Consider the following 19603-nt stretch of genomic DNA (forward strand, 5'->3'; position numbering starts at 1 on the left):
GAGACCCCAGCCTAGGGTCTGGGATGCGCGCGGCTTCGGAGGGTCCGCACAAACATGCGGGGCCGTCGGGTACGCGCGCCCACAACCGGCCGCTCCCGGCGTGCCCCTGGCATGATCGACGCATGACCGCACCCGGCACCGGCGACGACGACGCGCGAGCCGCCGCGGCCGACCTCGCCGAGCTGCTGCGGGCCACGGTCGCCGAGCTGCAGGCCCGTCGGGCGCCCGACGAGGCGCTCGCCGAGGTGCGCGCCAAGCGCTCGTTCGGGCCCATCAAGCGGCAGCCGGCCATGGTGCCGGTGGGTCGGGCCTGGCGGCTCGGCGTCCTGCTGCTCTCGGCCGACGGATCCCTCCGCCGCACCGGCAGCATCACCCGCGCCGTGGAGCCCACGCGGTCCCAGGGCCTGGACTCGGGCGTCGAGGCGCGCAAGGAGGCGAGGCGCCAGGCCGTGCGCGCCTTCGAGGAGGGCGACGCGGTCGACTACGACTGGGAGCCGATCGCGCTCGACCCGGCGTCGCTCGCCGCGGGATCCGGGCCGCTGTCGCTGCGCGGCCGCGATCTCCGCGTGCAGTGGGGGCCGAACGCGCACGAGACCAGGCCCCTCGCCGCCTACCTCGCGGATCGCATCGAGGTCCTCGGGATGGGGTGACGCGCGTCGGCGCGCTCGCCGCTCAGACGAGCCGCGCCTCCACGGCGCCCTGCCGGTTCCAGAGGTCCGTCCACTCCGTGCCGAGCTCGCGGACCAGAGCGCGGAGCGTGGGGAGCGACAGGCCGACGACGGTGCTCGGGTCGCCCTGGATCCGCTCGATGAAGGCGGCGCCCAGGCTGTCGATGGTGAACGACCCGGCGACCAGGAGCGGCTCGCCCGTCGCGACGTAGGCGTCGATCTCGGCGTCGGTGATGTCGGCGCGGAACCGGACGTCCGCGACGGCGGCGCGCCCGATGCCGCGCACGATGCGCCCGTCGGCCACCTCGATCAGCCAGTGCCCGGAGTGCAGCCGTCCCTCCCGGCCGCGCTGCGCGCGCCATCGCTCGGTGGCGCGTTCGACCGTGTGCGGCTTGCCGTGCACCACGCCGTCGATCTCGAAGGCCGAGTCGCCGCCGAGCACGAGGCCCGTGAGCGGCGCGCCGGCGACGAGCTGCCCGACGACAGCCTCGGCCTTGGCCCGGGCGAGCAGCTGCACCATGTCCTCGGGGCCGAGCGGGCCCTGGCGCGCCTCGGCGGCCGCGACCGCGGCGGGCTCGTCGACGTCGGAGGGCAGCACGACGGGCTCGACGCCGGCGGAGCGCAGCAGGGCCAGGCGGGCGGGGGAGGTGGAGGCGAGGTGGAGGCGCGTGGTCACGGGGACATGGTGGCACGCGGATCCGGCCCCTCGGCCGGACGGCGGTGTGATCGCGGCGCCCGCGCGTGTCAGGGTCGCGGTCTGCTGTCGCCTGTGTGTTCGTGCCGCTCCGGCGTGTGTCAGGGTCGCGGTCTGCTGTCGCCTGTGTGTTCGTGCCGCTCCGGCGTGTGTCAGGGTCGCGGTCTGCTGTCGCCTGTGTGTTCGTGCCGCTCCGGCGTGTGTCAGGGTCGCGGTCTGCTGTCGCCTGTGTGTTCGTGCCGCTCCCGCGTGTGTCAGGGTCGCGGTCTGCTGTCGCCTGTGTGTTCGTGCCGCTCCGGCGTGTGTCAGGGTTGCGGGATGGGTGAGCAGGTGGGCCGCGAGGTCGAGGTGGACGTGACGAACATGGCGCACGGAGGGGTCTCCGTCGCCAGGCACGACGGCCGGGTGATCTTCGTCTCCGACGCGATCCCCGGCGAGCGGGTGCGCGCGCGCATCACCGAGGACTCCAAGAAGTCCTTCTGGCGGGCCGACACGGTCGAGGTGCTCGACGCGTCGCCGCACCGCCGCCCGCACGTCTGGGCCGAGGCCTCCGTCGACCGCGCCCCCGAGGACCGCGTCGGCGGCGCCGAGCTCGGCCACATCCGCCTCTCCCACCAGCGCGAGCTCAAGCGGCAGGTCGTCGTCGACTCGCTGTCGCGCATGGCGCACGTCGACCACGACGTGCAGGTGCAGGCGCTGCCCGGCGACGACGAGTCCGACGGCCTCGGCTGGCGCACGCGCGTCAGCCTGCACGTCGGCGACGACGGCGTCGTCGGCCCGTACGCCTCGCGCTCGCACCGCGTGATCCCCGTGCAGTCGCTGCCGCTCGCCACCGCCGGCGTCAACGGCGCCGCGCCCTTCGGCCAGCGCTTCCCCGGCGTCGAGGGCATCGACCTCGTCGCGCCCTCCGACGGGCACGTGCGCATGCTCCTCATCGACGGCAAGCCGCAGCGCCGCGACACCATCACCGAGCGCGTCCGCGACCGCGAGTTCAAGCTGGAGGCCGGCGGCTTCTGGCAGGTGCACCGCCGTGCGGCCGAGACGCTGTACGACGCCGTGCAGTCCTCCATCGACGAGGCCCTCTTCGACCCGCGCGCCGCCAACCTCGACCTCTACGGGGGCGTGGGGCTGCTGGCCGCCGCCGTGGGCGACCGCTTCGGCGACACCACGCGGATCACCAGCGTCGAGAGCGACGAGGTCGCCACCGAGTTCGCCGGCGACAACCTCGCGGAGTGGGTGGGCGCCGCGTCCCTCACGTCGCGCGTCGACCGCTACCTGCAGAAGCTGGCGCGCGAGGCGAGCCCCGCCGAGCGCCGCCGCCTCCAGGGCGCGACCGTCGTGCTCGACCCGCCGCGCGCGGGCGCGAAGAAGCCCGTCGTCGACGCGCTCGCGGAGCTGCACCCGGCGCAGGTCGTCTACGTGGCGTGCGATCCCGTCGCGCTGGCCCGCGACGTGGCGCTGTTCGCCGAGCGCGGCTACGAGCTCCGCTCGGTGCGGTCGTTCGACCTCTTCCCGCACACCCACCACGTCGAGAGCGTGGCCGTGCTGGTGCCCGCCGCCTCCTGACCTCAGGCATCCGCCGCCGCGGGGACGCCGCAGCCGGGCGATACAGTGGGCGAGGCGATCGTCGGAGCTCGACGGCGCCACGCGACGAGGGGGATCCGGATGACCGAGACAACGCAGGGATCCGATCCGGTGGCCGAGAGCCGCCCGCCCGTCCGCGTCGCGGTGGTCGACGACCACGAGTCGGTGCGCCTCGGCCTCAAGGCCGCGTGCCTCGACGCCGGGTACGAGTTCATCCTCGCCGCCGCGAACGCCCGCGAGCTCGTCGAGGGCCTGGTGGGCCGCGAGTGCGACGTGGTCGTCCTCGACCTCTCGCTGGGGGACGGGTCCTCCGTCACCGACAACGTGAAGGCCGCGCAGGGCACGGGTGCCGCGGTGCTCGTCCACAGCATCGCCGACCGCGTCGCGAGCGTCCGCGAGGCGCTCGCCGCGGGGGCGGCGGGCGTGATCCCCAAGTCGTCGGCCACGCAGACCGTGATGGCGGCCGTCGCCACCGTCGCCCGCGGTGACGTGCTCAACAACCTGGAGTGGGCGACCGCGATCGACGCCGACCGCGACTTCGCGAAGGCCCAGCTCGGCCGCCGCGAGCGCGACGTGCTCCACCTCTACGCCTCCGGCCTGCCGCTCAAGCTCGTCGCGCAGCAGCTGGGCATCGCGAACAGCACGGCGCGCGAGTACCTCGACCGGATCCGCGTGAAGTACGTCGAGGTGGGCCGCCCCGCGCCCACCAAGGTCGACCTCCTCCGCCGCGCCGTGGAGGACGGAATCCTCCCGGGGCTGGACCAGGACGGCGGCGATGGCCGCTAGGCCTCCGGCCAGCGCGCCGCCCTCTGCGGCTCCCGTGACGCGCGCCCTCGCCGGCGCCCCGCCGCGGACCCCCGACAACCCCATCAGCCTTGCCCGCATCGAGACGATCCTCGGCCGCGGCGCCAGCGCGTTCGGCCTCCTCTTCGCCCTGCAGTCGCTGCAGGTCATCAGCGGGCAGCTGGACGCCATGCGCCCGGTCTGGAGCGTCACCTTCCTCGTCGTCTTCTTCGGCAGCCTCGTCTGGACGTGCGTGGCCGGCGTCATCCGCCGCGGGGTCGTGCCCGCGCACGCGACCGTCGCGCTGGTCTTCGTCCTCGCGCTCGCGACGTGGCCGTTCGCGATCGTGCCCGAGACCCTCTCGACCGTCCCGCAGCCGTTCCTCTACCAGGAGCTCACGGTCGCGACGACGTGCGCCGCGATGGCCTTCCGCCTCTGGATCGCCGTGATCTACACGGTCGCGGTGCCGCTCGGGCTCGGCTTCATGGAGGTGGTGCTGCGCCATGGCGTCATCACGCCGCTCGACTCGTTCCTGCAGGTCCTCTACTCGATCATCCTCGGCGGCTCGGTCCTGATGATCGTCACGGTGCTCCGCCAGGCGGCCCTCGGCGTCGACTGGGCGCAGGGCACGGCGCTGACGCGCTACTCGCACGCGGTGCGGCAGCACGCCACGGAGGTGGAGCGCGTGCAGGTCGACGCGATCGTGCACGACAGCGTCCTCACGACCCTGCTCTCGGCGGCCCGCACCGCGGATCCGGCCGCCCGCACGCTCGCCGCCACGATGGCGGCCAACGCGATGGGGCACCTGGCGGCGGCCGAGCAGGGCACGGACGACGACGCCTCGGTGCCTCTGCGCGCCGTCGCGAAGCGCATCGTCGACGCGGCCTCCGCGCTCTCGGCCCCGTTCGTCCTCGAGACGCGCGACCTGGGTGCGCGCGCGGTCCCGGTGGCCACCGCGGAGGCCATCTACTCCGCGGCGGTGCAGGCGATGATGAACAGCCTCCAGCACGCCGGGACGTCCGCGGAGACCATCACGCGGATGCTCGTGATCTCGGGCCACGGCGACGAGGGGGTAGCGATCGACGTGGTCGACGACGGCGCGGGCTTCGACCAGCGCCGCATCCCCACCGAGCGCCTCGGGCTCCGCGTGTCCATCAAGGAGCGCGTGGCGCAGGCCGGTGGGCTCGTCACCATCGAGACGGCACCGGGGGAGGGCACGGCCGTGCGGATCCGCTGGCCCGCCCCGGCCGCCGCCGCGCTCGATATCCCCCTCCTGCCCGGGGACATCGAGGCACCCCCGCTGGAGCGCCCCGACCGCGAGAGGGGCGACCGGTGATCGTCGTCCCGCGCTCGATCGTCCTCGGCCTCGCCGCGCTCTTCTCGGCGTACCACGTCGTGCTCGCGCTCGTCGCGATCGCCGCCCCCGCGGATGCGGCCGTCACGCTCGTCGCGGTCGCGCTCTACCTCGTCGCCACGCTCATGAGCCTGTGGCCCACGAGCCCCACGGTCATGCCCGTCTGGCTCGCCTCGTTCAACCTCGCCGTCGCGACGGTGGTGCCGGTCCTGGTGACCAGCCAGCTCGCGCCCGGCCCGCTCGTGCCCTTCACCACGTGGCACGTCGCCGCCGTCGGCACGCTGATGACCATCACGTCCGCCCGCCGTCGGCAGGGCTTCGCGTGGGCGGGCATCGTGATCCTGGCGGTCCAGACCGTGCTCTGGGGCGGGCCGGCCGGGCTCGTCGACCTCGGCGTCACGGGCAGCGCGCTGTGGGTCGCCGTCTCGCACGTGCTCGCGCACGCGCTCGCCAAGGCCGCCCGCGACGCCCGGCAGTTCCACCGGGCCGAGCGCGAGGCGGCGGACTGGCAGGCCGCGCAGGAGGCGCACCTCTACGAGCGGCAGTTCCGGCTCCGCCAGACGAGCCGCATGGCGGTGCCCATGCTCCGCCGCATCGTGGAGACGGGCGGCGACCTCTCCCCGGAGGAGCGACAGGAGTGCCTCTACCTCGAGGGCGCGATCCGCGACGAGATCCGCGGGCGCACGCTCCTCAACGACGCCGTCCGCGAGCAGGTCATGCTCGCCCGGCGGCGGGGGACGGTCGTCACGCTCCTCGACGAGGGCGGCATCGACGACCTCGACGACGCCACGCGCGACGTCGTGCTCGACCGGTTGGCCGCGGCCGTGCGGGACACGCGGGCGGACAAGATCATCGCGCGGACGGTTCCCGAGGGATCCGACACGGCGATCACCGTCGTCGGCCTCAGCGTGGCGGGCGACGGCAGCGCGAGCCTCCTCGGCAGCGACGACCTGGACGACGAGGTCGACCTCTGGCTGGAGATCCCGCGACCGCCGACCTGAGGCGCCGACAGGCGGTGATGCTGAGAGGCGCGGGGGCCGGTGCCTGCACCGACCGCCCCCGCGCCTCTCCGGTCATCCCGACGACCCGAGCATCGGGATGATCCGCCCCCTGGCGTCGTCCGCTCACCACAGATGGACGACGCCGTGTTGACTGACCCGCGATGCGGGCCCCCCAGCACGACGAGTCTCACGCAACGGGAGGGACGCGCCAAGTCGTCATTTGCGAGGACACGGCCGGTCGCGGACGCACCTCGCGGGCGCCGCCGGGACGGTCAGCCGGAGAAGCCGCGCCAGCGGCCCGGACCCGGCACCAGCGTGCCGCGGACGCCGCGCTGCGAGCGCTGCCATGCGTCCGGCGCGCGGCGCACGGGCTGCTCGGCGGCGGGCTGAGCCGCCAGCGCCGCGATGACCGCCGTGGCGGCGGCGAGCTCCTCCTCGGTGGGCGAGCCGCCGAGGACGCGGAAGCCGCCGAGCGCGGCGTCCGCCGATCCGCGGGGGTCGCTCACAGCGGGATGTTCCCGTGCTTCTTGGGCGGCAGGCTCGCGCGCTTGGTGCGCAGCGCCCGCAGGGCCTTGACGACCGACGCGCGCGTGGCGGCCGGCTGGATGACGTTGTCGAGCTCACCGCGCTCCGCCGCGAGGAACGGGCTCGCGACGTTGTATGTGTACTCGTTCGCGAGCCGCGTGCGCACCGCCGCGACGTCCTCGCCGGCCTGCTCCGCGCCCTTGATCTCGCCGCGGTAGAGGATGTTCACGGCGCCCTGGCCGCCCATCACCGCGATCTCGGCCGTGGGCCACGCGAGGTTGATGTCGGCGCCCAGCTGCTTGGATCCCATGACGATGTACGCCCCGCCGTAGGCCTTCCGGGTGATGACGGTGACGAGCGGCACGGTCGCCTCGGCGTACGCGTACAGCAGCTTCGCCCCGCGGCGGATGACGCCCGTCCACTCCTGCTCGGTGCCGGGCAGGTACCCGGGCACGTCGACGAGCGTGAGGATCGGGATGGAGAAGGCGTCGCAGAACCGGACGAAGCGGCTGGCCTTCTCGCCCGCCTCGATGTTGAGCGTGCCCGCCATCGCGTTCGGCTGGTTGGCGACGATGCCGACCGAGCGCCCCTCGACGCGGGCGAACCCGACGATGATGTTCGGCGCGAACAGCGGCTGGGTCTCCAGGAACTCGCCGTCGTCGACGATGCGCTCGATGATCGTCTTCATGTCGTACGGCTGGTTCGGGCTGTCCGGGATGACCGTGTCGAGCTCGTGGTCGCGCGCCGTCATCTCGAGGTCCACCGTGCGGGGGAACTCCGGCAGCTCGGCCAGGTTGTTGTCCGGCAGGTAGCCGAGCAGAGTGCGCGCGTAGTCGAGCGCGTCCTCCTCGTCGCTCGCGAGGTAGTGCGCGACGCCCGACACCTTGTTGTGGGTCAGCGCCCCGCCGAGCTCCTCGAAGCCGACCTCCTCGCCCGTGACGGTCTTGATGACGTCCGGGCCGGTGACGAACATGTGGCTGGTCTTGTCGACCATGATCACGAAGTCCGTGAGCGCGGGGGAGTAGACGGCGCCGCCCGCTGCCGGGCCCATGATGAGCGAGATTTGCGGGATGACGCCCGACGCGCGCGTGTTGAGGCGGAAGATCTCGCCGTACTTGCCGAGCGCGACGACGCCCTCCTGGATGCGCGCGCCACCCGAGTCGAGGATGCCGATGATGGGGACGCCCGTCTTGATGGCGAGCTCCATGACCTTGATGATCTTCTCGCCCGCGACCTCGCCGAGGGATCCGCCGAAGATCGTGAAGTCCTGCGAGTACACGGCGACCTGGCGGCCGTTGATGGTGCCCGTGCCCGTGACGACGGAGTCGCCGTAGGGCCGCTTGGCGTCCATGCCGAACGCGTGCGTGCGGTGGCGCACGAACTCGTCCAGCTCGACGAACGACCCGTGGTCGAGCAGCTGGTCGATGCGCTCGCGGGCGGTCATCTTGCCGCGCGCGTGCTGCTTCTCGATGGCGGCCTCGCCGCTCGCGGTGACGGCCTCGTGGTAGCGCCTCTTCAGGTCGGCGAGCTTGCCTGCGGTCGTGTACATGTCCGGGGCGCCGGCGTCCTCGTCTGGCTCGTGTGCAGTCACCCGCCTCACTGTACCGGCGGGCATGGGCGCCGCCCTTGTAGACCACGCACAGAAGACGGGGCGTCCGGGGTGCGGTGTCCTCCTGATCCGCTCGGTACGGTGACGTCATGGACCTCCCGCTCAGCCGCCTCGCCGCCCCGCGCCTCCTCGCCCTCGACCAGGCGGGATCCACCAACGACGAGCTCTCGCGGCGGGCGTCGGCGGATCCGGCCGGATGGCCCGACGGATCCGTCGTGCTCACCCTGGACCAGACGGCGGGGCGCGGCCGCCGCGGCCGCGTCTGGACGGCGCCGCCGGGGCGCGCCCTCGCGGTCAGCGTGCTCTGCGCGCCCGGGCGCGGCGACCTCGACCCCGGCTGGCTGCCGCTCGCGGCCGGGCTCGCGCTCGTCGCGACCCTGCGCGACATCGTGCCGACGCCGGCGGAGGTCACGCTCAAGTGGCCGAACGACGTGCACGTGGATGGGCGGAAGGTGTCCGGGATCCTCGGCGAGCTCGTCGCGCCCGGCCGCATGCTGGTCGGCACCGGCCTCAACCTCACGCTCGAGGAGGACGAGCTGCCGACGCCCACCTCGACGTCCCTGCGGCTGGCCGGGGTGCCGGACCCGGACGTGGACGCGGTCCTGGCCGCCTACCTCGTGGCCTTCCGCGCCCGGTACCTGGCCTGGGTGGACGCCGCCGGGGATGCGCGCGCGGCCGGTCTCGTCGACGAGCTGACCCGCACGTGCGCCACCATCGGCCGCGACGTCCGCGTCGAGCTGCCGGGCGGCGGCGAGCTCCTCGGGCGCGCGACGGGGGTCGACGACGACGGGCGGCTCACCGTCGAGTCCGCCGGGGATCCGGCCGTGACGTCTGTCGCCGCCGGGGACGTGACGCATCTGCGGTATCAATGAGGCATGGCGCACACGGGTGACACGCAGCGGTACGCACCCGGAGAGGGCGGGCGGGCGCTCCCCGTCCGCGGCGGACGCCGGGCACGGCGCAAGGCCGAGAAGGAGGAGCGCCGTCGCGCCGCCGAGGACGAGGCCGGCCGCCTGACCGCGTCGCACGACGTGGATCCGCGCCTCGGCCGACCCGCGGCTCCCCCCGCCGCGCCGACCTCGCAGGTCGCGGCCGCCGATCCGGAACGCGTCCTCGTCCGGCTCCGACCGCACGGCCGCGCCCTCACCCTCCCGGTGCTGCTGCTCCTCGCGATCTGCCTCACCGGCGGGTACTTCGGCGGCTGGTTCCCGGAGCCGTGGGAGAACGCGCTGCTGCTGGTGTCGCTCGCGGGCGTCGCGGTCTTCGTCACGCTGCTGCCCGTGCTGGTCTGGCTGAACCGCCGCTACACGGTCACGACGCGGCGCCTCATCGTCTCGCACGGCTTCTTCGTGCGCACCCGGCAGGAGCTGCTGCACTCGCGCGGCTACGACGTGACCCTCCGCCGCGGCCCGCTGCAGCACCTGCACCGCAGCGGACACGTCACCATCAACGCCGGCCTCGAGTCGCCCGTCGTGCTGCGGGACGTACCGTCCGCCGTGCTCGTCGTGCAGGCCCTGCAGGACCTCATGGAGGAGAACGCCAACATGGTGGCCGAGCGCCGACGCCAGGAGGAGTCGCGCCGCGGCCGGCCCGGCGACCCGTCCTGGCGGCAGCAGGACGAGCCCCGCTCCGTGTGGCCGGACGACACGCAGCCCTGGCAGCGCGGCTGACGGGTCCCGCGCGTCCTCGCGGCCACGCCTCGGCGCGCTGCCCCGGGTCGTCGGGCGCCTAGGAGACCGCGACCCGGTCGGCGTCCTCGGTGCGCGCCGCCGCCTGCGGTGCCGCGTGGCGACGGGCGGGGGAGTAGACCCACTGGCGGTAGAGCACGAAGCGCACCGCGGATCCGAGCCCCAGGCCGATGACGTTGGCGGAGACGTTGTCGGCCAGCGGCGACGTGAGGCCCAGCACGTAGTGCGAGACGTAGAGGCACGCGAGCCCGATGACCATGCCGAGGAGGCTCACCGCCAGGAACTCGAGCGCTTCCCGGCCGCGGCGCGTGGTGCGCTGCTTCCCGAAGGTCCAGTAGCGGTTGCCCACCCAGTTGACGGCGATGGCGACGACGGTGGACGCGACCTTGGCGAGCAGTGGGCCGGCCTCGACGGCGTCGGGGTGGAAGACGGTGGCGCGCAGCAGGTTGAAGACCGCGAGGTCCACCAGGAAGCCCGCGCCGCCGACGAGCCCGAACTGCGCGATCTGGACGCCGAGCGACGCGAGGGAGCGACGGGGGGACATGGGCGGGGTCCGTCCTGGATGGGGGAGGATGGCGGGTGGCGTGACGGACGATGATACCGGCTGATCCCGCCCACCGACCGTCCCGAGGCCGCCCGCAGGCGCCCGCGGGCCCACCCACCTGCTCAGAGGAGGACACCATGACGCCCACCGTCGGAGTCGTCGGAGGCGGCCAGCTCGCCCGGATGATGATCGCGCCCGCCGTGGAGCTCGGCATCGGGATCCGCGTCCTCGCCGAGGCCGACGGCATGTCCGCGGGGCTGGCCGCCACCGCCGTCGGGGACTACCGCGACCTCGACGCCGTCCGCGCCTTCGCGCGCGACGTGGACGTGATCACGTTCGACCACGAGCACGTGCCGCAGCACGTCCTCCGCGCGCTCGTCGCCGAGGGCGTCGCCGTGCACCCGGGACCGGACGCGCTGCTCGTCGCCCAGGACAAGCTGCTCATGCGCGAGCGCCTCGAGCAGCTGGGCGTCCCGGTGCCGATCTGGGCGCGCGTCGCCGACCAGCAGGCGCTCGCCGCCTTCCTCGCCGACAACGGCGGCGTCGCGGTCGTGAAGACGCCGCGCGGCGGCTACGACGGCAAGGGCGTGCGGGTGGTGCGCGCCGCCGACGAGGCCGACGACTGGTTCGCCGCGCTCGGCACGGGGGACGCGCTTCTGGCCGAGGAGCTCGTCGACTACGCCCGCGAGCTCGCGCAGTCCGTCGCGCGCCGGCCCTCGGGCGACATCGCGGCCTGGCCCGTCGTGGAGTCGATCCAGCGCGACGGCGTGTGCGCGGAGGTCATCGCGCCCGCGCACGGCGCGAGCGCCCGGCTCCGCGAGGCGGCGGAGGACATGGCCCGCGGGATCGCGGAGGGGCTCGGCGTCACGGGCGTCCTCGCGGTCGAGCTGTTCGAGACCGTCGACGGGCGCCTCCTCGTCAACGAGCTGGCGATGCGCCCGCACAACACCGGCCACTGGTCGATGGACGGCGCGGTCACCGGGCAGTTCGAGCAGCACCTGCGCGCGGTGCTCGACCTGCCGCTCGGATCCACCCGGCCGCTCGCGCCCTGGTCGGTCATGATCAACGTCCTGGGCGGCCCGGAGGCCGGCAGCGTCGCCGACCGCTACCCGCGGGCGCTCGCCGACCAGCCGGAGGCGCGCTTCCACTTCTACGGCAAGGAGCCGCGGCCCGGCCGCAAGGTCGGGCACGTCACCGTGGTGGGCGACGACCTCGACGAGACCGCGTACCGGGCGCGCGCGGCGGCGGCCTTCTTCCGGGGCTGACCGGCGTTCCCCGGGGCCCGTGCGCGGGGGCGCGCGCCCGATCCCGCGGGGGCGCGGGGACCCGATGCGGATCGGCAGCGCCCGGGCTGCGTGGCGCGGGCGGTCGCGCAGGACGCGCCACCTAGCATGGAGCCCGTGAATCCCGACACCCCTGCACTCGTCGGCCTCGTCATGGGCTCCGACTCCGACTGGAACGTGATGGAGAAGGCGTCCCTCGCGCTCGACGCCCTCGGCATCGCCCACGAGGTCGAGGTGCTGTCCGCGCACCGCACGCCCGAGCGCATGATCGCCTACGGGCAGACGGCGCGCGAGCGGGGGATCCGCGTCATCGTCGCGGGTGCCGGCGGTGCCGCGCACCTGCCGGGGATGATCGCCTCCGTCACCACCCTGCCCGTCATCGGCGTGCCCGTGCCCCTCGCGACCCTCGACGGCATGGACTCCCTGCTCTCGATCGTGCAGATGCCCGCGGGCGTGCCCGTGGCCACCGTCTCCATCGGCGGGGCGGAGAACGCGGGGCTCCTCGCCGCGCGCATCCTCTCCACCTCCGACGACCGCATCGCGGACGCCCTCGCGCGCCACCGCGCCGAGCTCGCCGAGCTCGTGGAGCGGAAGAACGCCGCGCTGCAGCAGAAGGTCTCGTCGCGGACGTGAGCCTCACCCAGCCCATGCGGCACCCGGACACCCGGTCGCCGCGCATCATGACCACCCGCGCCTGGTGGCTCGTGGTGCTGAACGTCCTCATCCCCGGATCCGCCCAGGTCCTCGCGGGGAACCGCCGCCTCGGCCGCATCGGCCTCGCCTCGACGCTCGCCGTGTGGGCGCTGGCCCTCGTCGTCGGCGGGTTCGCGCTGTTCGCCCGCGGCGCGCTCATCCAGGTCGTGTCCCAGGAGTGGCTGCTCGTCGTGCTGCAGGCGCTGCTCGCGGCCTACGCCGTGCTGTGGGTCGTGCTCGCGCTCGACACGCTGCGGCTCGCGCGCATCGTCCGCGTCGCGCCCCGGGCCCGACCGGTCATCGCGGCGCTGTCGGTGCTGCTCCTGGTCGGCACGGCGGGATCCGCGGGCTACGCCGCCTACATCGTCGGCGTCGGCCGTGGCGCCCTCGGCGGGATCTTCGGCGACTACGCCACCGAGGCCCCGGTCGACGGGCGGTACAACATCATGCTGCTGGGCGGCGACGCGGGCAGCGACCGGGCCGGCCTCCGTCCCGACAGCATCACCGTGGTCAGCATCGACGCCGACACCGGACGCGCCACCATGGTGGGCTTGCCGCGCGACATGGAGAAGGTGCCGTTCTCCGACGGCTCGCCCCTCCAGAAGCGCTACCCGAACGGCTACCAGCGCTGCGACGTCGACGCCTGCATGCTCAACTCCATTTACACCGAGGTCGAGGTCTACAAGCAGGACCTCTACCCCGACGCGAAGGAGAAGGGGAGCCTCCCCGGCATCGAGGCGATGCGCGAGGCCGTGCAGGGCGTCACGGGGCTCACGATCCAGTACTACGCGCTCATCGACATGCAGGGCTTCTCCGACATGGTGGACGCGCTCGGCGGCATCGACATCGACGTGAAGCGCCGCATCGGCATGGGCTCGGGGCACGACGACAAGTTCCGGCCCGTGCCCATCCCCGAGTGGATCGAGCCGGGGCAGCAGAAGCTCGACGGTTACCACGCGCTCTGGTACGCGCGCTCCCGCTACCAGGCCACCGACTACGACCGCATGTCGCGCCAGCGCGAGGTCCAGCAGGCGGTGCTCAAGCAGTTCGACCCGGCCAACGTCCTCACCAAGTTCGACGCGATCGCGCAGGCCGGCCAGCAGGTGGTCAAGACCGACATCCCGCGCGGGATGCTCGGCTACTTCACGCAGCTCGCGCTGAAGACGAAGGACCAGCCCATCGACGACCTGGAGATCGTGCCGCCGAGGTTCGACTCGCAGAAGCCCGACTTCCCGGCCATCCGCCAGGCGATCCAGCAGCAGTTCGCGAACGGCTCCGCGGGCTGATCCCCCGGGGCCGGCCTACAGGTCGGCGTGCAGCTGCCAGACCTTCTCGGCGGAGTCGCGCCAGCTGAACGCGCGGGCGCGGTCCTGGCCGACGACGGCGAGGCGCTCGCGCGCGGCCGTGTCGGACAGCAGGCCGCCGATGGCCTCGGCGAGGCGCAGCGGGTAGCCGGCGGCGTCCTCGCGCGGCACCACGACGCCCGCGTCGGCCGCGACCTCGAGGAGTGCCGGCGCGTCCGAGTGGACGACGGGCGTGCCGAAGGACAGCGCCTCGACGACCGGGAGGCCGAAGCCCTCCGAGAGGCTCGGGTGCACGAACACCGTGGCGCGGTCGAGCGCGACGGCCAGGTCGGCGTCGGTGAGGGATCCGAGGCTCCGGACGCGCGACGGGTCGACGCCCGCCTCGTCGGCCACCTGCGCGAGCTCGACGTCGCCCCACGTGGCGGGGCCGACGATGAGGAGCGGCAGGTCCCCGGTCTCGGGCCGGGCCAGGGCCTCGACGAGGGCCTGGACGCCCTTGCGCGGCTCGAGGCTCCCGACGGTGAGGAGGTAGTCGACCGGCAGGTCGAGCTCGGCCGCCCGGGCGTCGGGGTCGTCGGGCAGGGCGATGCGCGGGCTGACCGCGCCGCCGATCACCCGCACCCGGTCGCCCAGGTCGACGTAGCGCGCGAGCTCCTCGGCCAGCGCGTGCGAGGGCACGACCACGGCGTCGGCGTGCTTGCGGGCGCGCTTCGCCATGGCCTTCGTCCACGAGACGGATGCGCTCGTCATGCTCTCGGGGTGCGTCCAGGCGTTGACGTCGTGGATCGTCGCGACGATCTGGTCGTTCGTGTTCACGCGGTCGTGGCGGCGCAGCGGCGCGAGGAGGCCGGGGGCGTGGACCATGCCGGTGGTGCCGGGCGTCGGCAGGCCCAGCTGCCAGGCGCGGGACAGCTCGCGCCGGGGGAGCGGGACGCGCGTGATGCGCGCGAGGCCGGGCAGGCGCTGCTCCAGGTCGGCCGTCTGCTCGGGCGTGACCGCGGAGACGACGCCCTCGACCTCGCAGCCGCTCGGCGTCGCGGCGACGATCGCGCTCGTCAGGTCCTCGGCGTAGCGGCCGATGCCGCCGGGCGTCGGGCCGGTCAGCTGGTCGATGATCACGCGCAGCGTGGTGGTCACGGTCCTCCATCGCGCGGGTGTCGGGTCGGCCCGCGGGAGGACCATCGTACCGGCGCGGCGCCCGGGAACCGGGGAGGGCGCGGCGCCGCCGGGCTCAGCTCCGGCGCATCCGCTCGACCGCATCCTTGGACGGGCCGTCGAACGCGACCTTCCCCGACTGGATGAGGATCCCGCGCTCGCACAGGTCCGACACCATGTCGAGGTCGTGGCTCACGACCACGAGCGTCTTGCCCGCGTCGTGCAGCTCCCGGATCTTCGCGAGGCACTTGCGCTGGAACGGCTCGTCACCCACGGAGAGGATCTCGTCCACCAGCAGGATGTCGACCTCGGTGTGGATCGCGACCGAGAACGCCAGGCGCAGGAACATCCCCGACGAGTAGTGCTTGACCTCGGTGTCGATGAACTTCTCGATCTCGCTGAACTCGACGATCTGGTCGAAGCGCGCGTCGATCTCGTGCTGCTCCATGCCGAGGATCGCGGCGTTGAGGTAGATGTTCTCGCGGCCCGAGAGGTCGGGGTGGAATCCGGCGCCCACCTCGATGAGGCCGGCGATGCGCCCGCGCGCGAGGACCTCGCCGCTGTCGGGCTGGTACACGCCCGAGATGAGCTTGAGGAGCGTCGACTTGCCGGATCCGTTGAACCCCATGAGCGCGACCGACTCGCCGGGGCGCACCTCGAAGCTCACGTCCTCGAGCGCGTCGAAGGTCGAGGCGAGCGGCTTCCGGCGCACGGCCGCGATGACCGTCTCCTTGATGGAGTGCGTGTGGCGGAGGAGGAAGGACTTCCTCACGTTCTCGACGATGATGCGCGGGAGCGCGTCCGACTCAGAGGTCCTGGGCAAAGCGCCCCTCCAGCTTCTTGAAGACGAGCTGCCCGAGCAGGAGGCTCAGGAGCGAGACGCCGAGGGCGATGAACCCGTACATCCAGAGGTTCGGCGGCAGCTCGCCGGTGCCGCCCGTGGTGGGGTACCAGAAGGCGGCGTGGAAGAGCTCGACCGCCGCGGTCACGGGGTTGAGCTGGTAGATCACGAGCAGCCAGTCCGGCAGCACCTTCGCGACCTGCGCGTAGGGGTAGAGCACGGGCGAGGCCCACACGACGACCATCACGATGAGCTCGACGAAGTTCTGCGAGTCGCGGAAGGACACGTTGGCGGCGCCGAACAGCATGCCGAGGCCGATGGCCAGCGTGCCGATGATGGCGACGGCCAGGAAGATCCCCAGCACCTGCACGGGCGTGGGCGCCCAGCCGACGAGGAGGCAGACGATGAGCAGGATGACGAGCTGCGGCAGGAAGTTGACCAGCGCCACGAACGTGCTCGACACCGGGAACAGCTCCCGGGGCAGGTAGATCTTCTTGATCAGCGCCCCGTTGTCCACGAGCGACTTCGTGGAGTTGGAGAACGCCTCCGTGTAGAAGTTGATGAGGATGATCCCGGAGAACAGGTAGACGGGGTAGTTCACCTGGTTGCGGTTCAGCTGCAGGAACACGCCCATCGCCACGAAGAACACGGCGAACTGCGCGGCCGGCTTCACGTACGACCAGAGCCAGCCGAGGACGGATCCGCGGTACCTGACCTGCACCTCCTTCTTGACGAGGAGGGAGAGGAGGTAGCGGCGGCGGTACACGTCCAGGAGCCCCGCGCCCGTGCCGGGCCTCGAGAACTCCCTCGACTGGGAACTCGTCATGCTCGACACGTCGGTGGTGCCCTTCGGACTGCGTGGGGCTCGCGCGGGGCGCGGAGCGGGATCGGCTCGGGTGTCCGGGATCGGACCGGACACGAGTGTAACCGTCAGCTCGCCCGGAGGACGCCGTGCGTGGCGGCGTCGGACAGCGCCTCGCGCCAGTCGCGGAGCGGCGCGAGGCCGACGCGGGCCCAGGCGTCGTGCCCGAGCACCGAGTAGGCGGGGCGCGGGGCCGGCCGCACGAAGGACGCGCTGTCGGTGGGCCGCACGCGCTCGGGATCCAGTCCCGCCTCCGCGAAGACGGCCTGCGCGAGCCCGAACCAGGTCGTCTCGCCGGTGGCCGTGCCGTGGAAGACGCCCGCGGGCGCTCCGGCGTCGACGAGCTCGACGATGCGGGCCGCGAGGTCGACCGTCCACGTCGGCTGGCCGCGCTGGTCGTCGACCACGGAGACCGTGTCGTGCGACGCGGCGAGCCGCAGCATCGTGGAGGGGAAGGACGGGCCGCCCGCGCCGTACAGCCACGCGGTGCGCACGACGCTCGCGCCGGTCGGGTGGCCGTCGAGCACGAGCCGCTCGCCCTCGGCCTTGGTGCGGCCGTAGGCGGAGACGGGCGCGTGGGGGGCGTCCTCCGGGTAGGGCGAGGTGGCCGTCCCGTCGAAGACGTAGTCGGTGGAGACGTGCACGATGCGGGCCCCCGCGTCGGCGGCCGCGCGCGCGAGCACGCCGGCGCCGGTCGCGTTGATCGCGCGGGCCTCGTCCTCGTGCTCCTCGGCGGCGTCGACCGCGGTGTAGGCGGCGAGGTTGACCACCACGTCGTGCCCGGAGACGGCGGCGCGGACCGCGGCCTCGTCGGTGATGTCGAGCTCGGCGCGCGCGGGCGCCGTCACGTCGTGCGCGGCGAGGGCCGGCAGGAGGTCCTGGCCGAGCATGCCGCGGCCGCCGGCGACGAGGATCCGGCTCACGCGGGCAGCTCGGCGCGCGTCTTCAGCGGCTCCCACCACGAGCGGTTGTCGCGGTACCACTGCACGACGTCGGCCAGGCCCTGCTCGAACGGCACCTGCGGCGCGTAGCCGAGCTCGCGCTGGATCTTGGAGATGTCGACGGAGTAGCGGAGGTCGTGGCCCTTGCGGTCCTCGACGCGGTCGACGTACGACCAGTCGCGGCCGGTGGCGTCGAGCAGCAGCTGCGTGAGCTCGCGGTTGGTGAGCTCGGTGCCGCCGCCGATGTTGTAGATCTCGCCGGGTGCGCCCTGCACGAGCACGAGCGCGATGCCGCGGCAGTGGTCGTCGACGTGCAGCCAGTCGCGGATGTTGAGGCCCTCGCCGTAGAGCGGCACGTGCTTGTCGTCGATGAGGTTCGTGACGAAGAGCGGGATGACCTTCTCGGGGAAGTGGTACGGCCCGTAGTTGTTCGAGCAGCGCGTGATCGACACGTTCAGCCCGTGCGTGCGGTGGTACGAGCGGGCGAGCAGGTCGCTGCCGGCCTTCGACGCGGAGTAGGGGGAGTTGGGCTCGAGCGGCCGCTCCTCGTCCCACGAGCCCTCGGCGATGGATCCGTAGACCTCGTCGGTGGACACGTGCACGAACCGCTTCAGGTCGTGGCGGAGGGCCGCGTCGAGGAGCTTCTGCGTGCCGAGCACGTTGGTCTCGACGAAGATGCTCGCGTCGCGCACGGAGCGGTCGACGTGGCTCTCGGCGGCGAAGTGCACGACCGCGTCGACCTGGGGGATCCACTCGTCGAGGACGGCGTCGTCGCGGATGTCGCCCCGCACGAACGTGTAGCGCGGGGAGTCGCTGACGGGCGCGAGGTTCTCGAGGTTGCCCGAGTAGGTGAGCGCGTCGAGCACGACGACGTCGGCGCCCTCGAGCCCGGCGTAGTGGTCCTGGAGCGCGTGGCGCACGAAGTTGGAGCCGATGAAGCCGGCGCCGCCGGTCACGAGGATCCTCATGGGGAAACGTCCTGTCGTCGAGACGCCGGGCGGGTGGCCGACGTCGGGGGAGAGTCCGCTGCTGTTCGGGGGCGGACCGCCTGCGAGTGTACCGGCGACGGCCCGCGCGGCCACGTCCCCGTGCGGGGGAGGCGCGATCCGCGCGGCGGATCCCGAGGGGATGCGGGCAGGATGCGGGGATGGCCGCCTCCCGCATCCGCGCGCTCCTCCGCGACGAGCGCGTGGCGTTCCTCTTCGTCGGGGGCTTCAACACCGCCTTCGCGTTCCTCCTGTTCGCGGGGCTCGCCGCCACCGCGGGCCGGGCGCTCGATGCGGCGGGGCTCCCGGTGCTCGGGTCGCTCGTGCCGCTCGCCGGGAGCTACGCCGTGGCCGTGCTCGTGGCGTTCGTCCTGTACCGCCGGCTGGTGTTCCGCGTCCGGGGGCACGTGCTGCGCGACCTCGCGCGCTTCGTCTCGGTCTACGCCGTGTCCATCACGCTGAACGCCGTCTCGCTGCCGCTGCTCGTCGCGCTCGGGGTCCCGCGCCTCCTCGCCCAGGCGCTCATCGTGGTGGTGATCACCCTCATCAGCTACGCGGGGCACCGGTGGTTCTCCTTCCGCCGACCGCGGGACGAGGGCCCGGCCGGCCGCTGACCGGCCCGTTGCTAGACTCCGACCCGTGCAGATCCGCGAACTCGCCGTACCCGACGCGTACGAGCTCACCCCCGTCCAGCGCACCGACGACCGGGGCGTGTTCCTCGAGTGGTACCGGTTCGACGAGATCCAGGAGCGCGTCGGCCACCCGCTCGACCTCCGCCAGGCGAACATGAGCGTCTCCAAGCGCGGCGTCGTCCGCGGCGTGCACTTCGCCGACGTGCCGCGCGGTCAGGCCAAGCACGTGAAGGCCGTCTCCGGCGCCGTGCTCGACTTCATCGTGGACATCCGCGTCGGGTCGCCGACCTTCGGCCAGTGGGACAGCGTGCGGCTCGACACCGAGACGCACAGGGCCGTCTACATCTCCGAGGGCCTCGGCCACTGCTTCGTCGCCCTCACCGACGACGCGGCTGTCACCTACCTCGTGAGCGACGTCTACAACCCCGGCGCCGAGCACGGGATCACCCCGCTCGA

21 protein-coding genes are annotated in these 19603 nt (G+C 73.2%); 12 read left to right on the forward strand and 9 right to left on the reverse strand.

What is annotated here, in order from left to right:
* The first annotated feature begins 122 nt into the window (after positions 1-122).
* Positions 123-650, forward strand: coding sequence for a hypothetical protein (locus JOE38_RS15555; protein WP_204577075.1), 528 nt, complete (start codon positions 123-125; stop codon positions 648-650).
* A gap of 22 nt (positions 651-672) precedes the next feature.
* On the opposite strand, the gene JOE38_RS15560 is transcribed toward JOE38_RS15555, so the two are convergent.
* Entirely contained in the window at positions 673-1344 is a 672-nt protein-coding gene (locus tag JOE38_RS15560) for a Maf family protein (protein ID WP_204577076.1), read from the reverse strand.
* 336 nt (positions 1345-1680) lie between these two features.
* Here JOE38_RS15560 and JOE38_RS15565 point away from each other — a divergent pair, with 336 nt between their 5' ends.
* The 4 genes from JOE38_RS15565 to JOE38_RS15580 all read left to right on the forward strand — a co-directional run bounded on the left by JOE38_RS15565 (position 1681) and on the right by JOE38_RS15580 (position 6084).
* Positions 1681-2928: a class I SAM-dependent RNA methyltransferase gene (locus JOE38_RS15565; protein ID WP_204577077.1), complete on the forward strand. Its 1248-nt coding sequence runs from the start codon at positions 1681-1683 to the stop codon at positions 2926-2928.
* A gap of 99 nt (positions 2929-3027) precedes the next feature.
* On the forward strand, positions 3028-3732 hold the full coding sequence (locus tag JOE38_RS15570) for a response regulator transcription factor (protein ID WP_086520783.1): 705 nt from the start codon (positions 3028-3030) through the stop codon (positions 3730-3732).
* A 34-nt stretch (positions 3733-3766) separates the two neighbouring features.
* On the forward strand, positions 3767-5065 hold the full coding sequence (locus JOE38_RS15575; protein ID WP_307838901.1) for a sensor histidine kinase: 1299 nt from the start codon (positions 3767-3769) through the stop codon (positions 5063-5065).
* The gene (locus JOE38_RS15580) at positions 5062-6084 is read left to right on the forward strand and encodes a hypothetical protein (RefSeq protein WP_204577079.1); all 1023 of its coding nucleotides are present in this window, start codon (positions 5062-5064) and stop codon (positions 6082-6084) included. The genes JOE38_RS15575 and JOE38_RS15580 overlap by 4 nt, the downstream gene beginning before the upstream one ends.
* Before the next feature lie 272 nt (positions 6085-6356).
* Here the strand turns inward: JOE38_RS15580 and JOE38_RS15885 are convergent, their stop codons facing one another.
* Positions 6357-6590, reverse strand: coding sequence for an acyl-CoA carboxylase subunit epsilon (locus JOE38_RS15885; protein ID WP_204577080.1), 234 nt, complete (start codon positions 6588-6590; stop codon positions 6357-6359).
* Positions 6587-8158 carry an acyl-CoA carboxylase subunit beta gene (locus JOE38_RS15590; RefSeq protein WP_239545817.1) on the reverse strand — a complete coding sequence of 524 codons (1572 nt, stop codon included), beginning with the start codon at positions 8156-8158 and terminating at the stop codon, positions 6587-6589. Before JOE38_RS15590 ends, JOE38_RS15885 begins: the two co-directional genes overlap by 4 nt.
* A 149-nt stretch (positions 8159-8307) precedes the next feature.
* Here JOE38_RS15590 and JOE38_RS15595 point away from each other — a divergent pair, with 149 nt between their 5' ends.
* Together JOE38_RS15595 and JOE38_RS15600 are read left to right on the forward strand one after the other, a co-directional pair.
* The gene (locus tag JOE38_RS15595; protein ID WP_204577082.1) at positions 8308-9090 is read left to right on the forward strand and encodes a biotin--[acetyl-CoA-carboxylase] ligase; all 783 of its coding nucleotides are present in this window, start codon (positions 8308-8310) and stop codon (positions 9088-9090) included.
* A gap of 3 nt (positions 9091-9093) precedes the next feature.
* Entirely contained in the window at positions 9094-9888 is a 795-nt protein-coding gene (locus JOE38_RS15600; protein ID WP_204577083.1) for a PH domain-containing protein, read from the forward strand.
* A 58-nt stretch (positions 9889-9946) separates the two neighbouring features.
* Here the strand turns inward: JOE38_RS15600 and JOE38_RS15605 are convergent, their stop codons facing one another.
* The gene (locus JOE38_RS15605) at positions 9947-10450 is read right to left on the reverse strand and encodes a GtrA family protein (protein WP_204577084.1); all 504 of its coding nucleotides are present in this window, start codon (positions 10448-10450) and stop codon (positions 9947-9949) included.
* Positions 10451-10587: 137 nt separating this feature from the next.
* Here JOE38_RS15605 and JOE38_RS15610 point away from each other — a divergent pair, with 137 nt between their 5' ends.
* From JOE38_RS15610 to JOE38_RS15620, 3 genes are all read left to right on the forward strand, one after another.
* Positions 10588-11715 (forward strand): 5-(carboxyamino)imidazole ribonucleotide synthase, encoded by a 1128-nt coding sequence (locus JOE38_RS15610; protein ID WP_204577085.1) that lies wholly within the window; start codon positions 10588-10590, stop codon positions 11713-11715.
* Positions 11716-11841: 126 nt separating this feature from the next.
* Complete coding sequence (gene purE / locus JOE38_RS15615; protein WP_086520774.1) at positions 11842-12366, forward strand: 5-(carboxyamino)imidazole ribonucleotide mutase; 525 nt, start codon at positions 11842-11844, stop codon at positions 12364-12366.
* Positions 12363-13712: an LCP family protein gene (locus JOE38_RS15620; protein ID WP_204577086.1), complete on the forward strand. Its 1350-nt coding sequence runs from the start codon at positions 12363-12365 to the stop codon at positions 13710-13712. The genes purE and JOE38_RS15620 overlap by 4 nt, the downstream gene beginning before the upstream one ends.
* Positions 13713-13727: 15 nt before the next feature.
* On the opposite strand, the gene JOE38_RS15625 is transcribed toward JOE38_RS15620, so the two are convergent.
* The 5 genes from JOE38_RS15625 to rfbB all read right to left on the reverse strand — a co-directional run bounded on the left by JOE38_RS15625 (position 13728) and on the right by rfbB (position 18497).
* Positions 13728-14867, reverse strand: coding sequence for a glycosyltransferase family 4 protein (locus tag JOE38_RS15625; protein ID WP_204577087.1), 1140 nt, complete (start codon positions 14865-14867; stop codon positions 13728-13730).
* A gap of 94 nt (positions 14868-14961) precedes the next feature.
* Positions 14962-15708: an ABC transporter ATP-binding protein gene (locus JOE38_RS15630; protein ID WP_204577088.1), complete on the reverse strand. Its 747-nt coding sequence runs from the start codon at positions 15706-15708 to the stop codon at positions 14962-14964.
* Entirely contained in the window at positions 15692-16561 is an 870-nt protein-coding gene (locus JOE38_RS15635; protein ID WP_204577089.1) for an ABC transporter permease, read from the reverse strand. Before JOE38_RS15635 ends, JOE38_RS15630 begins: the two co-directional genes overlap by 17 nt.
* A 95-nt stretch (positions 16562-16656) precedes the next feature.
* Positions 16657-17511, reverse strand: a complete 855-nt coding sequence (gene rfbD / locus JOE38_RS15640; RefSeq protein WP_204577090.1) for a dTDP-4-dehydrorhamnose reductase — start codon at positions 17509-17511, stop codon at positions 16657-16659.
* Positions 17508-18497, reverse strand: a complete 990-nt coding sequence (rfbB, locus tag JOE38_RS15645) for a dTDP-glucose 4,6-dehydratase (protein WP_204577091.1) — start codon at positions 18495-18497, stop codon at positions 17508-17510. The genes rfbD and rfbB overlap by 4 nt, the downstream gene beginning before the upstream one ends.
* 179 nt (positions 18498-18676) lie before the next feature.
* On the opposite strand from rfbB, the gene JOE38_RS15650 reads away from it, so the two are divergent.
* Entirely contained in the window at positions 18677-19129 is a 453-nt protein-coding gene (locus tag JOE38_RS15650) for a GtrA family protein (protein WP_204577092.1), read from the forward strand.
* Between the two features lie 25 nt (positions 19130-19154).
* The coding region (locus tag JOE38_RS15655; protein ID WP_204577093.1) for a dTDP-4-dehydrorhamnose 3,5-epimerase family protein at positions 19155-19603 on the forward strand (449 nt) is incomplete at its 3' end.

It is taken from the genome of Clavibacter michiganensis, from assembly GCF_016907085.1.
Classification (GTDB): domain Bacteria; phylum Actinomycetota; class Actinomycetes; order Actinomycetales; family Microbacteriaceae; genus Clavibacter; species Clavibacter michiganensis_O.